This window comes from Reyranella soli, assembly GCF_007992495.1.
GTDB lineage: Bacteria > Pseudomonadota > Alphaproteobacteria > Reyranellales > Reyranellaceae > Reyranella > Reyranella soli.
Map to the genome: position 1 here is coordinate 1 of NZ_BKAJ01000070.1, position 21,486 is coordinate 21,486.

The 21,486-nt window shown below is 63.5% G+C and carries 24 protein-coding genes and 1 tRNA gene; 11 read left to right on the forward strand and 14 right to left on the reverse strand.

The window, feature by feature from the left end; genetic code table 11:
* Nucleotides 1-120 precede the first annotated feature (120 nt).
* The 9 genes from RSO01_RS49915 to RSO01_RS19680 all read right to left on the reverse strand — a co-directional run bounded on the left by RSO01_RS49915 (nucleotide 121) and on the right by RSO01_RS19680 (nucleotide 6,322).
* Nucleotides 121-267 (reverse strand): deoxyribodipyrimidine photo-lyase, encoded by a 147-nt coding sequence (locus RSO01_RS49915; RefSeq protein WP_218037398.1) that lies wholly within the window; start codon nucleotides 265-267, stop codon nucleotides 121-123.
* Nucleotides 218-547, reverse strand: a complete 330-nt coding sequence (locus tag RSO01_RS19645) for a deoxyribodipyrimidine photo-lyase (protein ID WP_308933093.1) — start codon at nucleotides 545-547, stop codon at nucleotides 218-220. The genes RSO01_RS49915 and RSO01_RS19645 overlap by 50 nt, the downstream gene beginning before the upstream one ends.
* A gap of 427 nt (nucleotides 548-974) precedes the next feature.
* A complete protein-coding gene (locus RSO01_RS19650) occupies nucleotides 975-1,295 on the reverse strand; it encodes a site-specific integrase (protein WP_147151026.1) in 321 nt (106 codons plus the stop codon).
* A gap of 271 nt (nucleotides 1,296-1,566) precedes the next feature.
* Nucleotides 1,567-1,914 carry a hypothetical protein gene (locus RSO01_RS19655; protein ID WP_147151028.1) on the reverse strand — a complete coding sequence of 116 codons (348 nt, stop codon included), beginning with the start codon at nucleotides 1,912-1,914 and terminating at the stop codon, nucleotides 1,567-1,569.
* Between the two features lie 10 nt (nucleotides 1,915-1,924).
* On the reverse strand, nucleotides 1,925-2,557 hold the full coding sequence (locus RSO01_RS19660) for a hypothetical protein (protein WP_147151029.1): 633 nt from the start codon (nucleotides 2,555-2,557) through the stop codon (nucleotides 1,925-1,927).
* 9 nt (nucleotides 2,558-2,566) lie between these two features.
* A complete protein-coding gene (locus tag RSO01_RS19665) occupies nucleotides 2,567-4,825 on the reverse strand; it encodes a xanthine dehydrogenase family protein molybdopterin-binding subunit (RefSeq protein ID WP_147151031.1) in 2,259 nt (752 codons plus the stop codon).
* A gap of 1 nt (nucleotide 4,826) precedes the next feature.
* Nucleotides 4,827-5,288 (reverse strand): (2Fe-2S)-binding protein, encoded by a 462-nt coding sequence (locus tag RSO01_RS19670; protein ID WP_147151033.1) that lies wholly within the window; start codon nucleotides 5,286-5,288, stop codon nucleotides 4,827-4,829.
* Between the two features lie 53 nt (nucleotides 5,289-5,341).
* A complete protein-coding gene (locus tag RSO01_RS19675) occupies nucleotides 5,342-5,776 on the reverse strand; it encodes a GlcG/HbpS family heme-binding protein (protein WP_147151035.1) in 435 nt (144 codons plus the stop codon).
* Between the two features lie 132 nt (nucleotides 5,777-5,908).
* Nucleotides 5,909-6,322 (reverse strand): tripartite tricarboxylate transporter substrate-binding protein, encoded by a 414-nt coding sequence (locus RSO01_RS19680; RefSeq protein WP_246158596.1) that lies wholly within the window; start codon nucleotides 6,320-6,322, stop codon nucleotides 5,909-5,911.
* A gap of 4 nt (nucleotides 6,323-6,326) precedes the next feature.
* On the opposite strand from RSO01_RS19680, the gene RSO01_RS49010 reads away from it, so the two are divergent.
* The 3 genes from RSO01_RS49010 (at nucleotide 6,327) to RSO01_RS19690 (ending at nucleotide 8,640) form a co-directional block, all read left to right on the forward strand.
* A complete protein-coding gene (locus RSO01_RS49010; protein WP_246158598.1) occupies nucleotides 6,327-6,566 on the forward strand; it encodes a hypothetical protein in 240 nt (79 codons plus the stop codon).
* A 24-nt stretch (nucleotides 6,567-6,590) separates the two neighbouring features.
* Entirely contained in the window at nucleotides 6,591-6,890 is a 300-nt protein-coding gene (locus RSO01_RS19685; protein WP_147151039.1) for a hypothetical protein, read from the forward strand.
* Between the two features lie 349 nt (nucleotides 6,891-7,239).
* Entirely contained in the window at nucleotides 7,240-8,640 is a 1,401-nt protein-coding gene (locus tag RSO01_RS19690) for a tyrosine-type recombinase/integrase (protein WP_147151041.1), read from the forward strand.
* A gap of 191 nt (nucleotides 8,641-8,831) precedes the next feature.
* Here RSO01_RS19690 and RSO01_RS19695 read toward each other — a convergent pair whose 3' ends face one another.
* From RSO01_RS19695 to RSO01_RS49015, 3 genes are read right to left on the reverse strand one after another with little or no spacing between them, the layout of a single operon-like run.
* On the reverse strand, nucleotides 8,832-10,175 hold the full coding sequence (locus RSO01_RS19695) for a sensor histidine kinase (protein WP_147151043.1): 1,344 nt from the start codon (nucleotides 10,173-10,175) through the stop codon (nucleotides 8,832-8,834).
* Nucleotides 10,172-10,840 carry a response regulator transcription factor gene (locus RSO01_RS19700; RefSeq protein WP_147151044.1) on the reverse strand — a complete coding sequence of 223 codons (669 nt, stop codon included), beginning with the start codon at nucleotides 10,838-10,840 and terminating at the stop codon, nucleotides 10,172-10,174. The genes RSO01_RS19695 and RSO01_RS19700 overlap by 4 nt, the downstream gene beginning before the upstream one ends.
* Nucleotides 10,837-11,037 carry a PepSY domain-containing protein gene (locus RSO01_RS49015; RefSeq protein WP_246158600.1) on the reverse strand — a complete coding sequence of 67 codons (201 nt, stop codon included), beginning with the start codon at nucleotides 11,035-11,037 and terminating at the stop codon, nucleotides 10,837-10,839. Before RSO01_RS49015 ends, RSO01_RS19700 begins: the two co-directional genes overlap by 4 nt.
* Before the next feature lie 206 nt (nucleotides 11,038-11,243).
* On the opposite strand from RSO01_RS49015, the gene RSO01_RS19710 reads away from it, so the two are divergent.
* The 6 genes from RSO01_RS19710 to RSO01_RS19735 all read left to right on the forward strand — a co-directional run bounded on the left by RSO01_RS19710 (nucleotide 11,244) and on the right by RSO01_RS19735 (nucleotide 16,080).
* On the forward strand, nucleotides 11,244-11,483 hold the full coding sequence (locus RSO01_RS19710) for a hypothetical protein (protein WP_147151048.1): 240 nt from the start codon (nucleotides 11,244-11,246) through the stop codon (nucleotides 11,481-11,483).
* Between the two features lie 12 nt (nucleotides 11,484-11,495).
* Nucleotides 11,496-11,996, forward strand: a complete 501-nt coding sequence (locus RSO01_RS19715) for a cytochrome b/b6 domain-containing protein (protein WP_147151050.1) — start codon at nucleotides 11,496-11,498, stop codon at nucleotides 11,994-11,996.
* Nucleotides 11,997-12,007: 11 nt separating this feature from the next.
* Nucleotides 12,008-12,412: a DUF1924 domain-containing protein gene (locus RSO01_RS19720; protein ID WP_218037399.1), complete on the forward strand. Its 405-nt coding sequence runs from the start codon at nucleotides 12,008-12,010 to the stop codon at nucleotides 12,410-12,412.
* Entirely contained in the window at nucleotides 12,409-12,870 is a 462-nt protein-coding gene (locus tag RSO01_RS19725; protein ID WP_147151053.1) for a cytochrome C, read from the forward strand. The genes RSO01_RS19720 and RSO01_RS19725 overlap by 4 nt, the downstream gene beginning before the upstream one ends.
* Nucleotides 12,871-12,982: 112 nt before the next feature.
* On the forward strand, nucleotides 12,983-15,418 hold the full coding sequence (locus tag RSO01_RS19730) for a cation-translocating P-type ATPase (protein WP_373867931.1): 2,436 nt from the start codon (nucleotides 12,983-12,985) through the stop codon (nucleotides 15,416-15,418).
* A gap of 107 nt (nucleotides 15,419-15,525) precedes the next feature.
* Nucleotides 15,526-16,080 carry a cytochrome b gene (locus RSO01_RS19735; protein WP_147151057.1) on the forward strand — a complete coding sequence of 185 codons (555 nt, stop codon included), beginning with the start codon at nucleotides 15,526-15,528 and terminating at the stop codon, nucleotides 16,078-16,080.
* Between the two features lie 321 nt (nucleotides 16,081-16,401).
* Here RSO01_RS19735 and RSO01_RS19740 read toward each other — a convergent pair.
* Nucleotides 16,402-16,488 (reverse strand) — tRNA-Leu (locus tag RSO01_RS19740).
* An 89-nt stretch (nucleotides 16,489-16,577) separates the two neighbouring features.
* On the opposite strand from RSO01_RS19740, the gene RSO01_RS19745 reads away from it, so the two are divergent.
* Both RSO01_RS19745 and RSO01_RS19750 read left to right on the forward strand, forming a co-directional pair.
* On the forward strand, nucleotides 16,578-18,119 hold the full coding sequence (locus RSO01_RS19745) for an AMP-binding protein (protein ID WP_147151059.1): 1,542 nt from the start codon (nucleotides 16,578-16,580) through the stop codon (nucleotides 18,117-18,119).
* A 514-nt stretch (nucleotides 18,120-18,633) separates the two neighbouring features.
* Nucleotides 18,634-20,136: a mechanosensitive ion channel domain-containing protein gene (locus RSO01_RS19750; protein WP_147151061.1), complete on the forward strand. Its 1,503-nt coding sequence runs from the start codon at nucleotides 18,634-18,636 to the stop codon at nucleotides 20,134-20,136.
* Between the two features lie 36 nt (nucleotides 20,137-20,172).
* On the opposite strand, the gene RSO01_RS19755 is transcribed toward RSO01_RS19750, so the two are convergent.
* The gene (locus RSO01_RS19755) at nucleotides 20,173-21,474 is read right to left on the reverse strand and encodes an NAD(P)/FAD-dependent oxidoreductase (protein ID WP_147151063.1); all 1,302 of its coding nucleotides are present in this window, start codon (nucleotides 21,472-21,474) and stop codon (nucleotides 20,173-20,175) included.
* Nucleotides 21,475-21,486: the final 12 nt, after the last annotated feature.

Genomic DNA, 21,486 nt, shown 5'->3' on the forward strand with positions numbered 1-21,486 from the left:
GGCTCTAGCTCAACTGCGGGCTGAGTTTGTGCGACGTGCTGTCCGTGGCTCAGGAGCAAAAGTGGTAGAGCTCGGAACGTCGCGTTCCAGCACGAGCAACGCATAATCGGAAAGGCTTGATCACTCTAACGGCTGGTTGGCCTTTGGGCTTTCGGCCGCGACACTGTGTTGTGACAACACCTGCTTCAGGCGGCTATCGCGCTCGCGCGAGCCCTGATCATAGGCGCGGTTCCAATAGACAACCCGAGCATCGCATTCCGCCGCCAAGGCGACGATGACCCGTTCTGGCCGAACCGCGGCGCAGGGTCAGGCGCAAGCCGAGGGCACGCAGGCTATCATCCAGCGATCGCAGGCTATGGTGCAGCCACCAGCGCGCGGCTGCTCCCGGCGGGCGCACAAGTTCGGTCTCCTCGTCGAGCACGTAGACCGGCACGACTGGGCGGCCCGAACCAAGCGCCGCGATCAGTGCGGGATTGTCGGCCAAGCGAAGATCGCGGCCGAACCAGACGAGGACATACCCCTTATACGCGATGCAAGCTGCATGGATTTGTGCATGACAGGCATTAAACCGCTACGTGCGTAAGCTTTGAGGTGAAGCCATACGATCGTGACATCCATGCAATGTTGTTGTTTGGCTCATGGTCGAACTGCGTCTTTGCCGGTGGCCGGCGACGTCATGGCGCATGCTGTCGTCCCCCAGCAAGCGTGCACTGCCTCAAGGTGCAGTAGGGTCGCGACACCTTCTGGCTACGGATCAGAAGGTTAGGAGTTGGAATCTCTTCGGGCGCGCCGCTCTCACAAACTCGTTTAGTTCAAGCTGGCCAGCGTTTTAGGGCAGCTCTGCTGTGATCCACAGAGAGAACGAACAGGGGAATCCGTCGCACGTCCGAGTCGCACGCGTTGAGAGGTGCCACTGAGGCGCTCCGCCCTCGGCTTCGTAGGCCAGTCGGATATTGAGGGCCGCTGCAGCTTGGTCAGCGGGTTACGGCCGCGTAGCACTTCAGGACTTGGTCGATCGTGTTAAGCTCGTGGCCCGTAATGCCGCGGATCAGCTCACGCGGGACGCCGGCGTCGTGGTTTAGTGTTATGCAAGTGTGTCGCATCGTGCGCATTGTTAGTTTGTTCGTCGGCAGTCGCAGAGCATCCTTGGGATCGAGGCCGACGTAGTAGCGCGTCTCGAAGCTTGCGTGGTTGTTGGCGAGGCGGTCGCGCAGCGCGTTGAAGGCGTCGCGAAAGGCGTCGGCGTCTTTCCACGGCCGCCCCGCCGGATCATGAAAGAACGTCGTTACCGTCATGCCCCGGGGCTTGGCGGCGTTCGCGCGCCGCCGCCACGCGCTGCACCAGCGCCGGCACCAAGCGCCAGGGCGGTACCAGCGGATTGCTGGTCTTCTCCTGCCGGAAGACCAGCAAATCCGGTCATGTCCGAGGGGACTGAGGCCATCCTCAAGTAATTTTCGCCCTTGAAAGGCAGTGGCTTCAAGTGCGTGGTCGGCGAGAGGCGCACCATTGCCCTGGGCGACGGTAGGGCTGCGCGGGGGCTCCACGACGCCCGTGCTCAAACATCCCTCAATTGTCGTGATCGGGCTCGTCGGGACCCGGCGGCTGTACGGTGAACTTCTTGTCGCGCAGCAGCTTCTCGATGGTCGCGATGCCTTCGGCATAGCGGTCGTTGCGGCATTCGATGGCCGCTGCAATGCGCGCGTGATTGCGTCGGCCGTCGGAGTTCGTGCTGCCGACGCCGTAGCGATCGTAGTAGGCCACGAGTTGGGCGCAGCGGCCGGCGGAAGGCTCCGCCTGCGCCGGGGCGGGCACGGCGATCGTCGCGTCGAGCAAGACCGCGACGAGACCGAGCAGGCTGGCACGAGATGCCTGCAGCGTTCCGTGCAAAGGACTGTTACCGGGTCGCACGCGCATGCGTGTACCCTCAATCTGGACAGGGCTGCCCGGCTGCTCCCCACAGAGCCATGTCCCTGACGTGATCCTCGAAGGTCCCCGGCGGCGGCGTGCGGCCCGTTCCGGGTGCCCACGCCCTCGGAATGAAGCCGCTCAGCGACGCGTCGTGCTTCAGGTGCTCAACGAGACCGGCAGCGTCGCGACCGCCATTCCGTTTGGAATCCTTGAGCTGGGCACAGATCTCGGACCCACTCTTGCCGAACCAGATGAATTCCACGGGTGCGAGCTGCCAGTCGATGCCCGCATGCAAGGGCGCCGGAGCGGGCGGGTTCGGCAATTTCGACGTGACGTGGCACGTCGAACACGGGACTGTTTCTGCGCCGATGCGGCTTTCTCCGCCACGGATGTTCATACCGTGTATTCGGGATTTGCTTTCGCCAGCCGGCGTCCAGATCGGAATGGCCCTGGCATCGACATGGCAATTGGCACAGCGTGGATGCGTCACCACCGCTTCAATTCTCTTCCAGGCCTCCAGCCCCTCGGCCCGGCTGATGCTGCCCAACGGCAACGCATCCTTCGACTCTTCCTTGGCCAGAACAAGTCCCGTCAGGGTGACGATTGATGAACTGGCAAGGGTGAGCGCGATCAGAATTGTCTTCCTCATGGCTCACCCTCAGACGAAATCGATGAACTTGTTGAAAGGCATTTCCCGTATGCGCTTGCCGGTGGCGGCGAAGATGGCATTGGCCAGCGCTGGCGCCGCAGGAGGGACAGGCGGCTCGCCGATGCCCCTGACGGTGTAGTCGTTTTCCAGGCCGCGCACCTCGATCACCGGGCACTGATACATGCGCATGCCTTCGTGGTGATGGTAATTGGTTTGCTGTACGCCCCCCTTGGCATAGGTGAGTTCGCAGTTCATGGCATGGCCCAGGCCCCAGACGACGCCGCCCTGGACGAGATTCTCGAAATTGACAGGATCGACGACCGTGCCGACATCGGCCGCCACCCAGACCTTGTCGATCTTGATGCCGGCGTCGGTCATGGACACTTCGACGATCTCGGCGACGGCCGTTCCGAACGACTCGACGAACGCAACCCCGCGGCCTTTTCCGCGTCCCAGAGGCCCCTTCCAGTCGGCCATCTTACCGACGGTTTCCAGGACCTTCCGGTAGATCGGGATCTTGCACATCTCGATGCGCGCCCTGAGCGGGTCCAGGCCGGCGGCGTGAATCAACTCGTCGATGAAGCTCTCGGTGAAGAATCCGTTGGCCGAAGCGCCGACGGACCGCCAGGTCGTGGACGGCGACAGTCCCTGTATTTCGAAGCTTTTCGCGCGGTAGTTGGGAATGTCGTAGTACAGGTTCCAGATGCCGACCGCGAGCTGGCCATCGGGATCCTTCGTCGGCGTCCCCATTCTCGCCAGGAGTTCCTTGAAGGGCGCCGTTGCCGCCACCTGGAAATCGGCGGCAACGATCCTTCCATCCTTGACGCTTCCCCGATACTTGCCCATCGCGATCTGCCGCGGAATGTCCTGCCGGAAATCCTCCTCTCGCGAGAAGATGAGCTTCACCGGAATTCCGCGCATCTGATTCACGATCTCCGCAAGCACCCTGACATTCTCGAACTCGAGGCGATGGCCGAAACTCCCGCCCATCCACTCGTTGTGGAACGTCACCTGTTCCGGCTTCAGGCCGATCGCCGTTGCCGCGATGGCCTGCACCGATTGTGGCGTCTGATGCCCCACCCAGATTTCCATGCCCTTGTCGGTAACGATGCCGATGCCGTTGAGCGGCTCCAGCGGCTGATGCCCGACATAGGGCGCGCGGTATTCCGCCTCGATCAGCGTGCCTTCCTTCAATCCGGCGTCGACATCGCCGTCATTGCGCCATTCCTTGCCGAGGAATTGTGGAACGAAGGAAGAGGCGGCGACCTTCCAGTGCTCGGCCTGTTCGGCCGGGTATTTGCTCGGCGCCCATACGCAGTCGACACGCTCGGCCGCCTGCATGGCGTACCAGCTGTTCGTTGCGATGACGGCGATGCCGTTCGATATCTTGAGGATCTTCCGGACCCCCGGCATCGACTGGGCCTTGCTCGCGTCGAACGACACGATCGGCTGCCCCTTGTTGGGGTTCAGTTGGACGGCCGCGTACACCATGCCGTCCATCTTCCGATCGATGCCGAACTTCATTTCGCCGGTGACTTTCGACCGGATGTCGAGCCGCTCCATCGGCTTGCCGATGAATCGCCATTGTGAAGGCTCGCGGAGCTTGGTGACCGCAACCGGTGTGATCTTCGCCGCGTCGGCCGCCAGCGCGACGTAGGGAATCTTCGTGCCGTTCGGCAGGATCACGTTTCCGGCCTCGGTGCGCAGGTCGGCAGCCGCGATTCCGGTGCGCCGGGCTGCCGTCGCCTTCAGCGTTTCCCGCGCGACCGCCCCGGCCATGCGCAGCTTGTCGAACGTATCGGGGATCGCGCTGGAGCCCCCGGTCATCTGCAGGCCGGCCTTCCTTAGCCATTCCAGCGCGGCCGCGCGCGCCTTCTCGGCTTCGGGGCTTCGGTCCGGCGCCATGAACGGCGCCAGTTCGTGGGAAAAGCCGGTGTTGAAATAGGCGGGACTGGGTCCGGCGAAACGGATCTCGAACTGGTTCGGTTCGAGGTCCAGCTCCTCAGCGATCATCAGGGGCTGGATGGAACCGACGCCCTGACCCTTGTCGGCATGCTGGGCGATCAGCGTGATCTTCTGCGGACTGATCTCGACCCACGGATTGAATGTCACCGAGTTCGGCCCGAGGTCCGCCGTCAGCGGATTTGTCGCGGCGGCAGAGGCAGGGGCCTGTTGCGCCCGGGCATACTGCCCGAACGCCACGCCGCCGGCGGCCGCGACGGAGGCGAAAACGAAGGTTCTCCGGGAAAGAGTGGGCATGTCGGCCATGTCACTTCCCTCCCATCTTCTCGGCCGCCGCATGGATCGCGCCACGGATGCGCTCATAGGTTCCGCACCGACAGAGGTTCCCCGACATGACGACGTCGATGTCCTTGTCGCTCGGCTTCGGAATGGTTTTGAGAAGCGCGATGGCCTGGATGATCTGGCCGGCCTGGCAGTAGCCGCATTGCGGCACCTGATGCTCTATCCAGGCTTCCTGCACGGGGTGCAGCTTGCCGTTGCCGACCGCTTCGAGGGTGGTGATCGCTTTGCCGGCGACGTCGGCCATGCGGGCCTGGCAGGACCGAACGGCCGCGCCGTCGATCTGCACCGTACAGGCGCCACACTGAGCGATGCCGCACCCGTATTTAGGACTCGTGATGCCAAGCTCGTCGCGCAAGACCCAGAGCAGGGGCATCTCCGGAACGACGTCTACCTGGTGTTTGGTTCCATTGACGGTCAGTTCGAACATGTCGACGCCTTCCTTCTGTAGCGGTTGCTATTCGTCACGGCGAACGTCGCCTTCTATGGGGCCGCCGTGCTCCGCCTGATGGCGGCGGCCGCCGCCTCGGCGACCGCGATGTCCTCTTCTACCGAACCGGCGCTGGTTCCGACCGCGCCGACGATCTGGTCATCGACCTTCACCGGCAGGCCGCCGCCAAAGATCACGACGTTGCCGCCATTGCTCTGCTCGATCCCGAACAGCGGTGCCCCGGGCTGGGCAAGCTCGGCGAGATAATCTGTCGTCTTGTCGAACATGCGCGCCGTCTTCGCCTTGCCGATGGCGAGGTCGATGCTTCCTGCGAGAGCGCCGTCCTGGCGGGTGAAGGCGATCAGGGCGCCCCCGGCATCGACGACCGCGATATTGTAGGGAATGCCAAGGCTGGCCGCCTTGGCCTCGCCGGCCTCGAGCATCTGCTTTGCATCGGCCAGCGTCAGCGTCTCGAGCGTGCGAGGCATGCGTCTCCTCTCGATCCGGTTTCCACTCTGTCAGTCGAGACGAGCGCGACCGGGGATGGCCAGGAATTGCGACCGGCAGGCGATGTCCAAGTACCTGAATGTTTTTGTGCCAGGCGATTGGCGCCTAGACCCTTACCGGACCTGGCCAGGAAGCGGAAATAGCATCGAGGTGCTGGGGGCGCAGGTTAAAAGAGGTAAAAACTCAGACCGCGGTGGTGACTGTCTCGGCCCGGCCTCTGGCTCGATCCGTGCCAGATGGCGTCGATCTCGACCGACAATTTTCGCCATACCGGATTTGACTTCGTCGGCGCGCAGCGCCTCCTGGATGCCGCCGTCGAGACTCTCGACGATGTCGGCGGGCGTCTTGGCCGGAAGGAAAAAGCCGAACCATGCAACGTCCTGGAGCTCCGGATAGCCAGCTTCCGCCATCGTCGGCACATCGGCAAGAAACAAGCTTCGATGCGGGCCGGTGGTCGCCAGGGCACGAAGCGCTCCGGTCGTCGAGCTGGCCGACGCTGAGGGCGAGACGTCGATCGGCGACGCCATGGTAATGATGAGCTGGCTCGGCGTCCGCCGGCAGGACTGGCTGGGCTGGCCCGCCGATTTCTTCGACCGCGATCTGATCGCCTTCAGCCAGGAGAAGACGGACCTCCCGAACGTCCTGCCCTGGTCGATCGTGCCCGAACTTGTCGAGAGGGTCGCCGCTGCAAAGAAGCGACGCGCTGACAGCGCGGTATCAGCGCGGACTTCTTCCATGACCGGGAAGGACGGCCCTGGGCGAACGCTCTAGGCCTTCCGCCGGGCATTCAACCGCGTGCGGGCCAAGCTTGAGTTGCAGTACGGCAGCTTCACGACCCGCTACTACGTCGGCCTGGTCGACGGCGACCCGCTGGCGGTACCGACGTCAGAGCTGACCATGCGGACGATGAGGCACACCTGCGTGACGCTGAACTATGACGTCGGCGTGCCGCCGCATCTGATCCCCGGCATAACTGGGCACCGACAGGACGAGATCGACGAGATCCTGGCGCACTACCGGGCGCGCACGGCCGACCAAGCCCAGGCTGCACCCGAGCTGCGCATGGCGAGCGAGAAATTGAGGGGAGAAGGTTAGGCGTTGTTGCACGTTTGGAGACGTGCAACTGACACATGCAACAAAGGGCACGATCCGTTCACGTCTGTGCAAAACGCGCGACGGAGAGAAAATCCAAGCAGAGATGAATTTTGAGATGGTGCCCCCGGTCGGACTCGAACCAACACTTCCGTGAGGAAACCTGATTTTGAGGGGCGACGGACGGCTTATCCTTTCTCTAGCCGGCAGTACGACAAGGTACGATAAGCGCCTGATCCATCTGGCATTTCCACGTCGTACCGTGATCCAGTCCTAGCCGGTCGTACGCCACGGTTGGATTTCTGGCTGCACCTATTTTGCACCTGAAGTCCCGCCTCGCCGGAGGATAGGAATGCCGAAACTCAAACTCACGAAGACCGTTGTCGACTCCGCCCAGCCAGAGAAGGCCCCTTATGAACTCCGCGACGCAGCGATACCGGGTTTCTTGCTCAAGGTCACGCCGGCCGGCCGCAAGGTCTTCATGGTGGCCTATGTTGCCAACAACGGTCAGCGCCGCAAGCCAGCAATCGGTCGCTTTGGCGAGATCACTGTCGAGCAAGCCCGGGCCATCGCCCAGGACTGGCTGGCCGACGTCCGCAAAGGCAAGGATCCGAGTGCCGAGAAGAGCGCCGCGCGTCGGGCACCTACAGTGAAAGAGCTCTTTGAGCGCTTCATCACCGACTACTCCGAGCCGCGCAACAAGTCCTCTACGGTCGACGCCAACCGCGGCTACGGCAAGCTCTACATCATCCCCCATCTCGGCAAGACTAAGGTCTCCGACGTCACGCGCGCGGACATCTCAAACCTCATGCAGAAAATGGCGAGAACCCCGCCCAATGCCAACCGGGTACTCTCAGCGGTCCGCAAGATGTTCAACATGGCGGAGGTCTGGGGCATGCGCCCGGACGGGTCGAACCCATGCCGCCATGTGCCAAAATATCCGGAACGAGGAAAGACTCGGCTGATCACCGATGCAGAGTTGAAGCGGCTGTATGACTATTTGGACAAGGCGGAGACCGAGGGCCTCGAGCATCCGTTCATTCTCCTTGCAGTCCGGCTACAATTCGAGTTTGCGGCTCGGATGTCCGAGATCCTCAAGCTCGAATGGGCCTGGATCGATGTCGACAACCACCGCGTCAACTGGCCCGACAGCAAGACCGGCGGCATGTCGAAGCCGATGAGCGCCGAGGCGGTCCGCCTGCTCGAGACGGCGCCGCGGCTGGAGAAGTCCCCTTATGTCTGCCCCTCCATCTTCGATCCCAGCCGGCCGATGTCGAAGCACACGTACTACAAGGGTTGGCGGCGCATCCTTGGGCGTGCTGGGCTGCCGCGCATCGGCACGCACGGCATCCGGCATCGCTCGGCGACCGATATCGCAAACTCGGGAATCCCCGTGAAGGTCGGCATGGCGCTCACAGCACACAAGACCGTTACGATGTTCATGCGCTATGTCCATACCGAGGATGATCCAGTCAGGGCAGCGGCCGAGGCGGTGGCGTCTCGACGTCGGCGACTTATCGGCAGCGCCTCGCTGGTGGCTGCGCCGGTTCTCGCGCGGATGATGGTGCCTGAGAAGGTTGCGGAATCGGCACTAGAACAAGACAAACCGCTCGGCTTTGACGACGGCAATTACAGATCTCGGACTAAGCTCGGAAACTACCGGCCGTTTCGTCACCGTCGCGGCCCCAACCGCGCTGTTCCCCCTGGCACTAGGCGGACCGCAAATGAGACAAAGGAGGCGGCCGACGCCTGATGGACTCGACATCACATAGGCAGAGGTACTTCCCTTTCATGAGAGGCCATTTGCAGGCGACGCAGGTTCACATCTGGCGCGCGCAACCACGGCCATTTGATCGATCATACGCGGATTTCAGCGCGATTTCGCAAGCACTTCAATATACGGCGCTTGCCACCCATTTTATCTGGTGTCGCGCCAAGGCATGTCTAACGCGATGGAAGAGCAACGTCGACGCACAGCCCACCAAGCTCGGATTTCGAGAACGCTAGTTCACCACCATTGAGGTGCACAAGATCTGAGACGATCGCAAGTCCCAAGCCCCAACCTGGCGACTTCTCGTCCAACCGCCTCCCACGCCTGAGGAGTTCAGCCTGCCGCTCGGCCGAAATTCCGGGTCCGTCATCCTCAACGCGGATGAGTAGGTTGTCTTGGGCCTGCTGCGCCGACACACGCACGCGGCGGATAGCCCACTTGCAGGCGTTCTCCATGAGGTTACCGAAGATTTCTTCGAGGTCCTCGCGGTGACCCCGGAACATGGCGCCAGGCGGGATATCGACGTCCACTTCCAGCCCCCGTTCTTGGTAGATCTTGGCCAGCACTGCCCGCACCGCTTCCGCCACGGAGCGCACTGGTGTCTTCAAGCCCAAGCGACCTGTGCCGGCACTGGCGCGAGCACGTCCGAGGTGATGTTCTATCAGGCGGCGCATTAGCTGCACCTGTTTCGTCAAAACAGTCCGGTCGGCATTGCCCTGTACTTCGGCAGACACAACCGCGAGCGGCGTCTTCAGTGCATGGGCCAAGTTTCCGACGTGGGTGCGCGCGCGCTCGATCAGCTCTGAATCCTTGTCGAGCACGTCATTCATCCCGTCAGCAAGGGGCGCGATTTCCGAGGGATATCGACCGGAGAGGCGCGCCGCCGCGCCTTCGCGAACAGATCGCAGATCGGCGAGCATCTGTCGCAGTGGCCGCAGGCCGTAACGCACCTGGATGACAATCGCGACGATCATGCCGAAGGCGAGCGTCCCCAGTGCCAGCATCAACAACAGCTCAAAGCGCTGCACGCCGCCACTGACTTCGCGAAGGTCGCTCGCAACCAGAACATGCGCAGCCCCCTGCTGGCCGGGGAACTCCACGTCGCGCTCAACGACCAGCAGCTTTTCCTGGTTCGGGCCCTCCGCACGGCGGACCTGCATATCCGGTCCACCTGGTTCGACAGGGATCGAGCTGTCCCAAAGTGATCTCGAGCGCAGCTGCCTTCCGTCCGGCTGGGTGACCTGCCAGTACCAACCGGAATAGAGGCGATCGAAGCGCGGATCGCCCAGCGGCCGGGACATGGCAAAACCACCGCCCGGTACGACCTCTATGGAGGCAACGATCGTCTTCAGGATTGCATCGAGTCGATAGCTGAACTCCTCTTCCACAGCACCGCGAAAGGCCAGCGCCAGAACGATACCGCCTACGGCCAGGAGCAACAGCAGCCAGGCCGCGGCAGCAAGAATGAGCCGAACAACGAGACTGGTCGCTCGTCTCGGCGGGTCGGCTGCGGTCATGCCTTGCTCCCGGCAGTCAGCATGTAACCTTGTCCGCGTACGGTCCGAATCAGCTCCGTTCCAATCTTCCGGCGGATGCGGCCGAGCAGAACTTCCAGGACATTGGAATCGGCATCGAAGTGGCGGTCGTATACGTGCTCCATCAGCTCGGTGCGGCTGACGATCCGTCCAACATGGTGCATCAGGTAGGAGAGGATGCGGAATTCCTGTGCCGTGAGTTGGATTGAATTGCCGTTCAGGGTGACACGACCGGTGTTGGTATCGAGGCGCAGGGGCCCGCACTCCAACTCCGGCTGGGCATGGCCGGCAGAGCGGCGGATCAGCGCGCGCAGACGATAGACGATCTCATCGAGTTCGAACGGCTTGATTACATAGTCGTCCGCGCCGGCGTTGAAGCCTGCCATCTTCTCTGTCCAGCGGCTGCGCGCTGTCAGGATGAGCACGGGAGTCGACCGACCAGCCTTACGCCAGCGCTGCAGGATGGTGACGCCGTCGATCTTCGGCAAGCCGAGGTCCAGGACGATGGCGTCGTACGGTTCCGCATCGCCGAGATGCCAGCCCTCCTCCCCGTCATAAGCGACATCGACGACAAAATCCGCCGCTTCCAATGCGCGCTGCAGGCGGAGAGCGAGCGCCGGCTCGTCCTCGACGACGAGCACCCTCATCGCCGTCCATCCTTGTCATTGGAGTTCAGCAAGGCACCAGTGAGGGCATCATAGCGGACTTTCACGACGCGACCCCCGCGGGTGAGGACTTTGATCTCGTAAGTCGGCAGCCCCCGTTCATCTTCCAGCTCGGCTTCGACAACCTGGCCCGAAAACGTGGTCTCCGCCCTCACAATGATCTCGCGCAGCGGCAGCATGCGTCTCTGCTGCACGGCGCGACGCGCTCTGTCCTGGTCGTGGTCGTCCTCGGCTGCCGCGGCCCCGCAGCAAGCGACCGCAGCCGCCAAAAGGCAAGGCAACAAACGTCTCATCCCCCAGCGTACCTCGCGCTTCCTGAACGAGAGGTGAACGAGCGAGTCAGCCTCCGTTCAGGCACCGGTCGTTAGTTTAGCCGCGTCCACAAATGAAGGAGGACAAATTGCTGAGGAAGATGCTGTTGCAAGGATTGGCCGCCGCCGTGCTGATTGGCGGGGCGGCCGTTGTCTATGCGCAAGCGCAGGACAATGGGTATCTGTCGGCGCCGCAGACGAAGACTGTCGACAATCCTAACCGGAAAGAAGGCGTGAAGGAGCACGCCGACCGGCGGGCAGAGCACGACCGGGATCGTGCCAACGGCGAACGGCACGCCGGCGAGGACGACTAGGGGAAGCGAGCCATGGCCGGCCATCAGACCTCGCGATTGCATTTGACGCTCCTGAAGGCGTGGCATGCCTGGTTGGCGGGTGCCTTTCTGGTCGCCTATGTGACGGCCGGGGAAGACGCATACGCCATCCATCAGTTTGCCGGATACGCCGTCCTGGCGGCAATCGCGGTGCGCGTCGTGGCCGGCCTGCTCATCCCCGCACCAAGTCCATTGCGCCTGCCGCATCCGAGTTGGCGCGCGACGCGCGACTGGCTCGCGACCCGCAGGGGACGCCATCCGCTGTTCGCGCTGTTCGCCGCCGCCTTGCTCGCCGTCGTGGGCCTGGTCGCGGGTTCAGGCGCCCTGGCCGACGGCACGCCCTGGTTTGAGGATCCGCATGAGGCGATTGCCGAGGCATCCCTGTGGGTCATCGCCGGGCACGTCGCGTTCGTGACCTACATGTATGCCGGCAAGAAATGGCTGAAGCAGATCACCGATCGGTCGGCGCCGGGCCGGCATGAGAGGGCGCTGTGAGTAGTCGTAGCTTGCTTGCCATCGCGCTGGCGATCTCCGCCATTTTAGCGTTCGCGGCGGATCCCCGGCGCGATGCCATGCTGTCGGAATATGCTGTCGAAGCCAGGCGCCTGGACGCTGGTTTCACGTCCTTCTCTGCCCAGCGGGGTGAGACGCTCTTTCGCGCGAGCTGGAATGGTGGAGATGCGCGTACTGCGTCGTGCACGGCCTGTCACACAGCCGACCCGCGGCAGGCCGGCCGGAACGCAAAGACTGGCCGCCCCATTGAACCTGTTGCTGTTTCGGTCAGCCCACGCCGCTTTACCGACAAGGCGGAAGTGGAGAAGCACTTCTTGCGGGACTGCAAGAGCGTGCTCGGCCGCGAGTGCAACGCACTAGAGAAGGGCGATTATATCACCTTCATGGCCGGGCAATGACGACGCCGAGGCTCGCCATCCTCGGCGTGGTGTTGATGACGGCATTCCCGGCGATTGCCGACGATCGAGTCCCGCCGGTTACTGACCCCGTCGTGATCAAGGAATGTGGATCGTGTCACATGCCATTTCAGCCCGTCTTCCTGCCGGCGCGCTCGTGGAGGGCTTTGCTGCATGGGCTTGGCGACCACTTTGGTGAGGATGCGACGCTGCCACCCGAGACGGTGGACATCATCCGTGCATACATGACGGCCAACGCCGGGGACGTCATCGGGCAGGGCGCAGGCCGCAAGTTCATGAGGTGGGTCGCGCCGAATGGTACACCCAAGCGTATTACGGAGAATCCGGTCTTCCTGAAGGAACACAACTTTCCGGAATCCGTCTGGAAAGACCCAAAGGTGGTGACAAAGTCCAACTGCCTTGCCTGCCATCCGGCCGCCACCAACGGGCGTTTCGAATAGGATTGAGCAGCACACCGCGGTGTTGCGATAAATCAATGCCATAAAGCTTCCAACGGGACTTAAGGAAGCAATGTCACCTCAAGGCCTTACCCAACAAGAAGCAAGCCGCCGATTGGCAACCGACGGGCCGAACGAGCTCCCTGCCGCCGACCGCCGCTCCGCTTTCTCCATCGTGTTCGAGATCCTGCGCGAGCCGATGTTCGGCCTGCTCCTGGGAGCCGGTGCCATTTACCTGATGCTGGGTGACGTACTGGGTGGATTGGTCCTTTTGGTGTTCGCGAATCTCTCGGTCGCGATCTCCGTGGTTCAGGAGATCCGCAGCGAACGTGTGCTCGACGCCCTGCGTGCCATGACCAGCCCACGTGCGCTTGTCATCCGCGATGGACAGCGCCGGCGCATTCCCGGACGGGAGGTAGTCCCGGGCGACGTGATCGTCATCGGAGAGGGTGACCGTGTCCCGGCAGACGCCATCGCGCTGAATGCACGCGAGCTCGTCGTTGACGAATCCCTCCTGACAGGCGAGTCGGTCCCGGTTGCGAAGCGCGCTCGCCATTCTGATGAGGAGAAGCCCGGACCACCCGGCGGCGACAATCTTCCGACTGTTTTTTCAGGCTCGCTCGTCGTGAGAGGAGCCGCTGTCGCCGAAGTCTACGCGACAGGCGTTCACGCCGAGATCGGCAGAATCGGCAAGGCACTCGCGTCCATCGATACTGCCGTTCCCAGGTTGGCATCCGAGACGCGACGGTTGGTTCGGATCTTCGCCACTATTGGATTGGCCGCGAGCGTGCTTGCCGCGGTCATGTACGGCCTAATGCGGGGGTCCTGGCTGGACGCCTGCCTGGCCGGCATCGCCCTTGGCATGTCAATGCTCCCCGAGGAGTTCCCTTTGGTACTGGCGGTGTTCATGACCATGGGGGCATGGCGTATCTCGCAGGCCCGCGTTCTGACGCGACGTGCCTCTGCAATCGAGACACTCGGATCGGCCACCGTCCTGTGCACTGACAAGACCGGCACACTCACCGAAAATCGCATGTCAGTGGTCAATGTCGCACCTGCCGCAAGCATCGCGTCGGCGCAACTGATAGGTGCGGCAGCGCTGGCGAGCGCGCCAGAAGGTTTCGACCCCATGGACCGGGCGATCATTGCCGCAGCTGGCCAACAGGATGACGGCCTTGCCCTGCTCAGGACGTACGGTCTCAGTGCGGATCTTCTGGCAGTCACACAGGTCTGGCGGAAGCCCGAGGCGGATAAAGCCGTCGTTGCCACGAAAGGTGCTCCCGAGGCGATCATTTCGCTCTGCCATCTCACGGACGAGGATGCTTCATTCGTTCGAGAGGCGATTGAGAGGATGGCTGCAAGCGGCCTCCGAGTCCTCGCGGTCGCCGGTGCGAGCCATCCATTGGCTCATCCTTTGCCTGAACGACCTCAGGAGTTCAAATTCGCCTGGTTTGGGCTCGTCGGGTTGGGAGATCCGCTTCGAGCAGAAGTACCCAAAGCCATTGAGGAGTGCCGCGAGGCTGGCATCCGCGTGGTAATGATCACCGGCGATTATCCCACCACGGCGAGGGCTATTGCTCGAAACGCGGGACTTGATCACGAAAGTGTAATTGCCGGATCCGCCCTGGCTCAGCTGCCCGACCAGGCACTGAAGGAGCGCGTCAAGGAAGCCAGCGTGTTCGCGCGCATTCTCCCCGAGCAGAAACTCGGCATCGTCAAGGCGCTGCAGGCCAATGGCGACGTCGTGGCAATGACGGGGGACGGTGTCAACGACGCTCCTAGCCTCAAGGCAGCGGACATCGGCATTGCCATGGGGGGTCGGGGAACCGATGTCGCACGCGAAGCCTCCTCCATTGTCCTGCTCGACGACGACTTCGGCTCGATCGTACGGACCATCCGGCTTGGCCGACGCATCTACGACAATCTGCGCAAGGCAATGTCATACATCGTCGCCGTGCATGTTCCGATTGCTGGCATTGCCCTTCTGCCGCTTCTGACTGGCTTCCCGCTAGTACTGTTTCCGCTGCACATTGCGTTCATCGAGATGATCATCGACCCGGCGTGCTCCATCGCCTTCGAAGCGGAAAGAGAAGAGCCAGACCTCATGCGGCGTCCACCGCGCTTGCCTACGACGCAACTGTTCTCCGCGGCTATGATCGGATGGAGCGTGTTGCAGGGCTCTATCGCCCTCCTGACTATCGCGTGTGTTTACTTCTTCGCGGTGCATCAAGGCTTGCCCGCGGAAGACATACGCACCTTGTCATTCTTTACGCTCGTTCTCGGCAATCTGATGCTGATTGTCGTCAACCGATCCTATCGGGGACACGCCTTCGACTTTCTAACGGGCGGAAATCGCGTGCTCTTGGGCATATATGTGCTCACCGGGACACTGCTTGCGATTTCAGTCACATGGCCTCCGGCTCGCTCACTATTTGGCTTTGGTCCATTGCATGGCGATGACCTCGGCATCGTAGCCGTGGCCATTGGCTTACTTCTCCTGATTCTTTTGCTGCTCCGGCAGTGGCGGTATCGACACGCAGCTGACATCTGAGGCGCAATCCCGCTGCGCCCCTGAAGGTCAGATGCGTTTGATCGAGGTCAAAGCGGCAGACATTCGTAACCGGGTATAGAAGTTCGAGCCGCGAGAAGGAGAGTGTCATGGCCACACTCGAAGGACAGACATCGTACGGGCCGGTTGCCAAGTCGTTGCACTGGATTGCAGCAGTTTGCGTCCTGCTGGCATGGGCGATCGGGAACATCGGCGACGAAATTCCGCGGGCGTCGGAAGCGACAGCTCTCACCATCCACATGTGGCTTGGGTTTGCGGTGCTCGCAATCTTGGTATTGCGCCTAGTAGCGCGCGTCGCGAGCCATCCCTCGTCGGACACGACCAGTTTCAGTCCCTGGCTGAATTACCTGGCCACCGCTAGTCACTGGCTCCTCTACGCCCTGATGGCGGCCGTTCCGGTGGTGGGCATCGTGCTGCAATTCGCTCGCGGCGAGGCCCTTTCGGTGTTTGGACTCCTACACATTGCTTCGCCGTGGCTGGCCGATCGGGCCTTCGCACATTCCTTGAAGGAGGTTCATGAATTTCTCGCCAATGCGATGGTAATCGTGGCCGCTTTGCACATCGCTGCCGCCCTCTTCCACCATTTCATCCTCAGGGATAGGACGCTCCAGCGCATGCTCCCACAGCGTCGGTTGCCTCAATAACATCAGGCCGGCCGAGAGAAGCGAAACTGCAGGCGACTGTGCCCGCCTGTGCTGCCTTAACGGGCTTCCAGTTGCTCGGTCCCCACGGCACCTTCAAGGAAGAGATGACGCCCAGCGAGTTCCGCTTTGGTCCGCTGGTCTACATCGAATCGCGGTCTCACCGTGATCGGCGTGCGCGGACCTGACGAGTTCACCGGGACCGCTCGGCCACAGCGCTCCGCACCCAATTTGCACCTAGCACTATTCAGCGCTGTCACGCCATTCGTGGCCTGCCCGAAGGACTTTCGACACTAAAATGCCAGCCCGCTAGCATTTTAGAGGTGGTGCCCCCGGTCGGACTCGAACCAACACTTCCGTGAGGAAACCTGATTTTGAGTCAGGCGCGTCTACCAATTCCGCCACGGGGGCACGCTGAGGTGCGGCGCGAATAAAGCCGATGAGCGGAACCGGGTCAACGCTTGCGGGAGCCCTTTTCGTCCGGTTTCATGCGCCCCCACATGCATCCGTACCTTCACGCGCAAAAGCACCCCGACAAGCCCGCCTACATCATGGCCGGCAGCGGCGAGACGGTGACCTACCGCCAGCTCGACCAGCAATCCAACCGCATCGCGCAACTATTCCGCTCGCTCGGCCTCAAGGCCGGCAGCCACATTGCCCTGTTCCTGGAAAACAACGCCCGGTTTTTCGAGATCTGCTGGGCCGCCCAGCGGTCGGGCCTGATCTACACCGCCATCAGCTCGCGCCTGACGGCGGCGGAGGTCGACTACATCGTCGGCGACTGCGGCGCCAAGCTCTTCATCACGTCCAAGTACCTCGCCGACAAGGCCGCCGAACTGGCGCCGCTGCTCAAGGGCGCGCCGCACCGCTACATGATCGACGGCACGATCCCGGGCTACGAGCCCTGGGAGGCCACGGTCGCACGCTTCCCGGCGACGCCGGTCGCCGACCAGACCGCCGGCCACGACATGCTTTATTCCTCGGGCACGACCGGCCAGCCCAAGGGCGTGCTGCCGGTGGTCGAGCCGCAGCCCATCGATTTCGACAATCCGCTGCTCGCCATCACGCGCAAGCTCTACGGCATGGACGAGGACACCGTCTATCTCTCGCCGGCGCCGCTCTATCACGCCGCTCCGCTGCGCTTCAACATGAGCGTCATGCGGCTGGGCGGCACCTCGGTGATCATGGAGCATTTCGACGCCGAGGAGTTCCTGAAGCTGGTCGGCAAGCACAAGATCACGCACAGCCAGCTCGTGCCGACCATGTTCGTGCGTTTCCTGAAGCTGCCCGAGGAGGTGCGCCAGAAGTACGACGTCTCGTCGCTCAAGTGCGCCATCCATGCCGCCGCGCCCTGCCCCATCCCCACCAAGGAGAAGATGATCGAATGGTGGGGACCGATCGTGTGGGAATACTACGGCGGCACCGAGGGCAACGGCCTCACCATGTGCAATGCCAGCGAATGGATGGCGCACAAGGGCACGGTCGGCCGCGCCGTTGTCGGCACGCTGAAGATCTGCGACGAGGACGGCAACGAATTGCCCCAGGGCGAAGCCGGCACGGTCTATTTCGCCGACGGCCGGCCGTTCCAGTATCACAACGATCCCAAGAAGACCGCCCAATCGCGCAACGCCAAGGGTTGGACCACGCTGGGCGACGTGGGCTACGTCGACGCCGACGGCTTCCTGCATCTCACCGACCGCAAGGCCTTCATGATCATCTCCGGCGGGGTGAACATCTACCCGCAGGAGGCCGAGAACCTCCTGATCACCCATCCCAAGGTCATGGACTGCGCCGTGTTCGGCGTGCCCAACGCCGACTTCGGCGAGGAAGTGAAGGCCGTCGTCCAGCCGCGCAACGTGGCCGATGCCGGCCCGGCGCTCGCCGAGGAGCTGCTGGCGTTCTGCCGCCAACACCTCGCCGACATCAAATGCCCACGAAGCATCGACTTCGAGGCCGAGCTGCCGCGCCATCCGACGGGCAAGCTCTACAAGCGCCTGCTGCGCGACCGCTATTGGCAGGGGCGCGAGAGCCGGATCGTCTAGTACGCTCGTCATAGGGGCTGACGCGTTGGCGAGCGACCGACACGATTGCCTGCACTGCAGGCACTCGATCCCGACTTTTTGCGTCGTTTGGCCCCTTATGGGGCGCAAAAACTAGAACCGGGGTTTACTTCGATGAGCACCTAAGTTATATTGGGCGTGTGTCGCTTCGTGGCGGCTCTGCTCTATGCATCGTTCATCCGATATCCATCGGCCCGGCCGCCGCCGGGCCGGCCTGACGGGTCGTGCGAAGCTCGGCACACCCATGGCTAGTGGATCGGCTTCCGTGGAAGCGCTAGGCAGGTACCGGCGGAAAGGGCGGAAAGGGCGCTAAGTCGCTCGATCCGCTTCAAGCTCATGATCATGATGCGCGAGGCCGCGTCAGACGCGACCCGGCGCACGGTCCGGAAGAGGGCAATCCAACCAAAGTATGGCCTCGCCAAACCTGCGTCCGAAGGGCTGATCCGACCGCGGCGCACTAGCGTGCAGCCTCCATCAACGAGGAGGCACTGGCGCCATGGACAAGGTTACGCTCGCGGAGTTCGCCTGGGATCCTCTCGTGCAGACGGGGATCGTGGCCTTCGCCGGCGCCATCGTCACCCAGGTGCTGTTGCGCCGCTATCCGACGCACCGCGTGATCTTCCAGTTTGGCTTCTTCGTCGCGCTCACGGCGCTGCTGCACCACCACGACATCGTCCCCTACCAGCCGATCGCCGCGGATACGCCGGTCTTCGAGCGCGTTTTCGTGGCCACGGCCAAGATCATCTGGTGGATCAACGCCGCCTGGCTGCTGACCGGCTTCACGCGCATCGCCCTGTTCTTCGAGCGGCGGCCGCAGGAAAGCCGCCTCGTGCAGGACCTGGTCGTCGGCACGATCTATCTCGGCGCCGCGCTGTCGATCGTCGCCTATGTCTTCGGCGCGCCGATCGGCACCCTGATCGCCACGTCGGGCGTGCTGGCCATCATCCTCGGCCTGGCGCTCCAGAGCACGCTCGGCGACGTCTTCTCCGGCATCGCGCTCAACGTCAGCAAGGCTTATGAGGTCGGCGACTGGGTCGTGCTCAGCGACGGCATGGAGGGCCGCGTCGTCGAGACCAACTGGCGGGCCACGCACCTGCTCAATGCCTCCAACGACCTCGTCGTGCTGCCCAACAGCAAGCTGGCCAAGGCCGAGCTGACGAACCTCAGCAGCCCCAACCGCAGCCACGGCGTCAAGCTCAGGGTCCGCGTGATGCCAACGATGGCGCCGGCCGCCATCTCGGCCGTCATGCGCAACGTCCTGCTCAGCAGCAGCTCCATCCTCTCCGTCCCCGCGCCGTCGGTGGAGATCAAGTCGCTCGACGCGCAGGCGGTCGAGTTCGAGCTGGCCTTCCGCGTCGCCGATTTCGAGACGGCCTCGACCGCACGGCACGAGGTGTACGACCTGATTTTCCGCCATGCCCGGTCGACTGGCTTGCTGCTGGCCTGTCCAAAGGAAGCAGGCGCCGTCGCGCCGACCCCGATGCCCCCGGCACAGCCCCGCGGCACCGCGTTGCGGCTGGTCGACGCCGTTCCGCTCTTCGCCTCGCTGACCAAAGACGAGAGGACCGCTCTTGCCGACGCCATGACTCGCAAGACCTACCGGACGGGCGAGGTGCTGGTCGAACAGGGCGCAAAGCTCGATTCCCTGATCATCGTCCGCTCCGGCGTCGTTGTCGTGACGTGCCACAGCGAGGAAGGCGAGCTCGAGCTCGCGCGGCTGGCGCCGGGCGACTACTTCGGCGGCAGCGTCGACGCCGCCGGCAGCGGCGCGTCGGCCACCCTGCGCGCCCTCGCCTTCACGGTCGCCTACGAGATCGGCCACGAGGCCCTGGCGCAGCTCCTGCTCGATCGGCCGACCATCGCCGAGGAAATCAGCACGACGCTGGCGCAGCGCCGGATCGGCTCGGCCGTCAGGCCTGGCAACGTCGCTTCCGCCGCGCCACCGTCGGTCTCCGCACTCGTATCGCGCCTGCGTCACCTCCTCGATGCACGCACGTGACCCAGCCAACGTTCGCGTCGGGATGGGCCCGCCCGTCTAGGCCGCGACGCCGATGCCGCGCTGATCGAGAAAGCGGTACCAGGTGATGAAAGCGGCGAGATAGAGCTTGTTCAGCCCGTGGAAGGGCAGCGGCTTTATTGCCGTCGGCGGCAAGGGCAGCGCCGCCGGATCGCCCGAGGCGATGTAGGCCGCCATCGCCCGCCCCATCGCCGACTGCAACGCCACGCCGCGTCCCATGCAGCCGATATCGATCAGCAGCCCTGGCGCCGGCTCGTGCAGATGAGGCAGGTGATCGCGCGTGGCGGCGACCCGGCCGCCCCAGCGATAGTCGATCGCGACACCCTTCAGCTGCGGGAAGACCCGGCCCATCATCGCCTCCAGATGGTCCCAGTCCTGCGGGCCGTCGGGCTCGCGCATCGGTCCGCGTCCGCCGAGCAGGAAGCGGCCGGTATGGTCGAGACGGTAGTAGAGCACGACGCGGCGCGAATCGGACGTCGCCTGGCCGCCCGGCAGGATCGACTTGCGGACATTGTCCGACAACGGCTTGGTCGCGATCTGGAAGGAGTTGGCGGCGATGATGGTCTGGCGCAGCCGCGGCCACAGATCGCCGGTATAGCCGTTGGTGGCCAGCACAACGCGATCGGCCGTCACTGTGGGGCCGCCGGCAGTGCTCACGACCCATTTGCCGCCGTCGCGGGCGAGCGCGGTCGCGGGCGTCCGGCCGTGGATCGCGGCGCCGGCCGCGAGCGCCGCCCGCGCCAGGCCGCGCGCATAGGCCAGCGGCTGGACCACGCCGCCGCGACGATCGATCCACGAGCAGAGATACTGGTCGGTGCCGATGTGCTGCTCGGTCTCGGCCTTGTCGAGCAGGGCCACGGGGGCGCCGCGCCGCTCCCACTGGGCGACGCGCGATTTCAGCGTGCCGACCATGTCGGCCGCATGCGCACTCTGGATCCAGCCGTTGCGCGTGTTGGGCACGTCCATGCGGTGCTTGTCGATCAGCTCCCACACGACGTCCGCTGTACGGCTCGCGAAATCGACGAGAGCCGGGCCGCGCTCGGGTCCGAACATGGTCTCGAGTTCGTCGGGATCGAACTTCAATCCGGGGATCACCTGGCCGCCGTTGCGGCCCGAGCCGCCGAAGCCCGGCTCCTTTGCCTCGAGCACCACGGCCTTGATGCCGCGTTCCGCCAGATGCAGCGCCGTCGACAGGCCGCAATAGCCGCCGCCGACGATACAGACATCGGCGGTGACCGACTCGCCAAGAGCGGGCGTGGCCGGCGCGGCTGGCGCCGTCGCCGCCCACAGCGAAGGTTCAAGAGGAAAAGGCTCAGCCATGACGCCTCACAA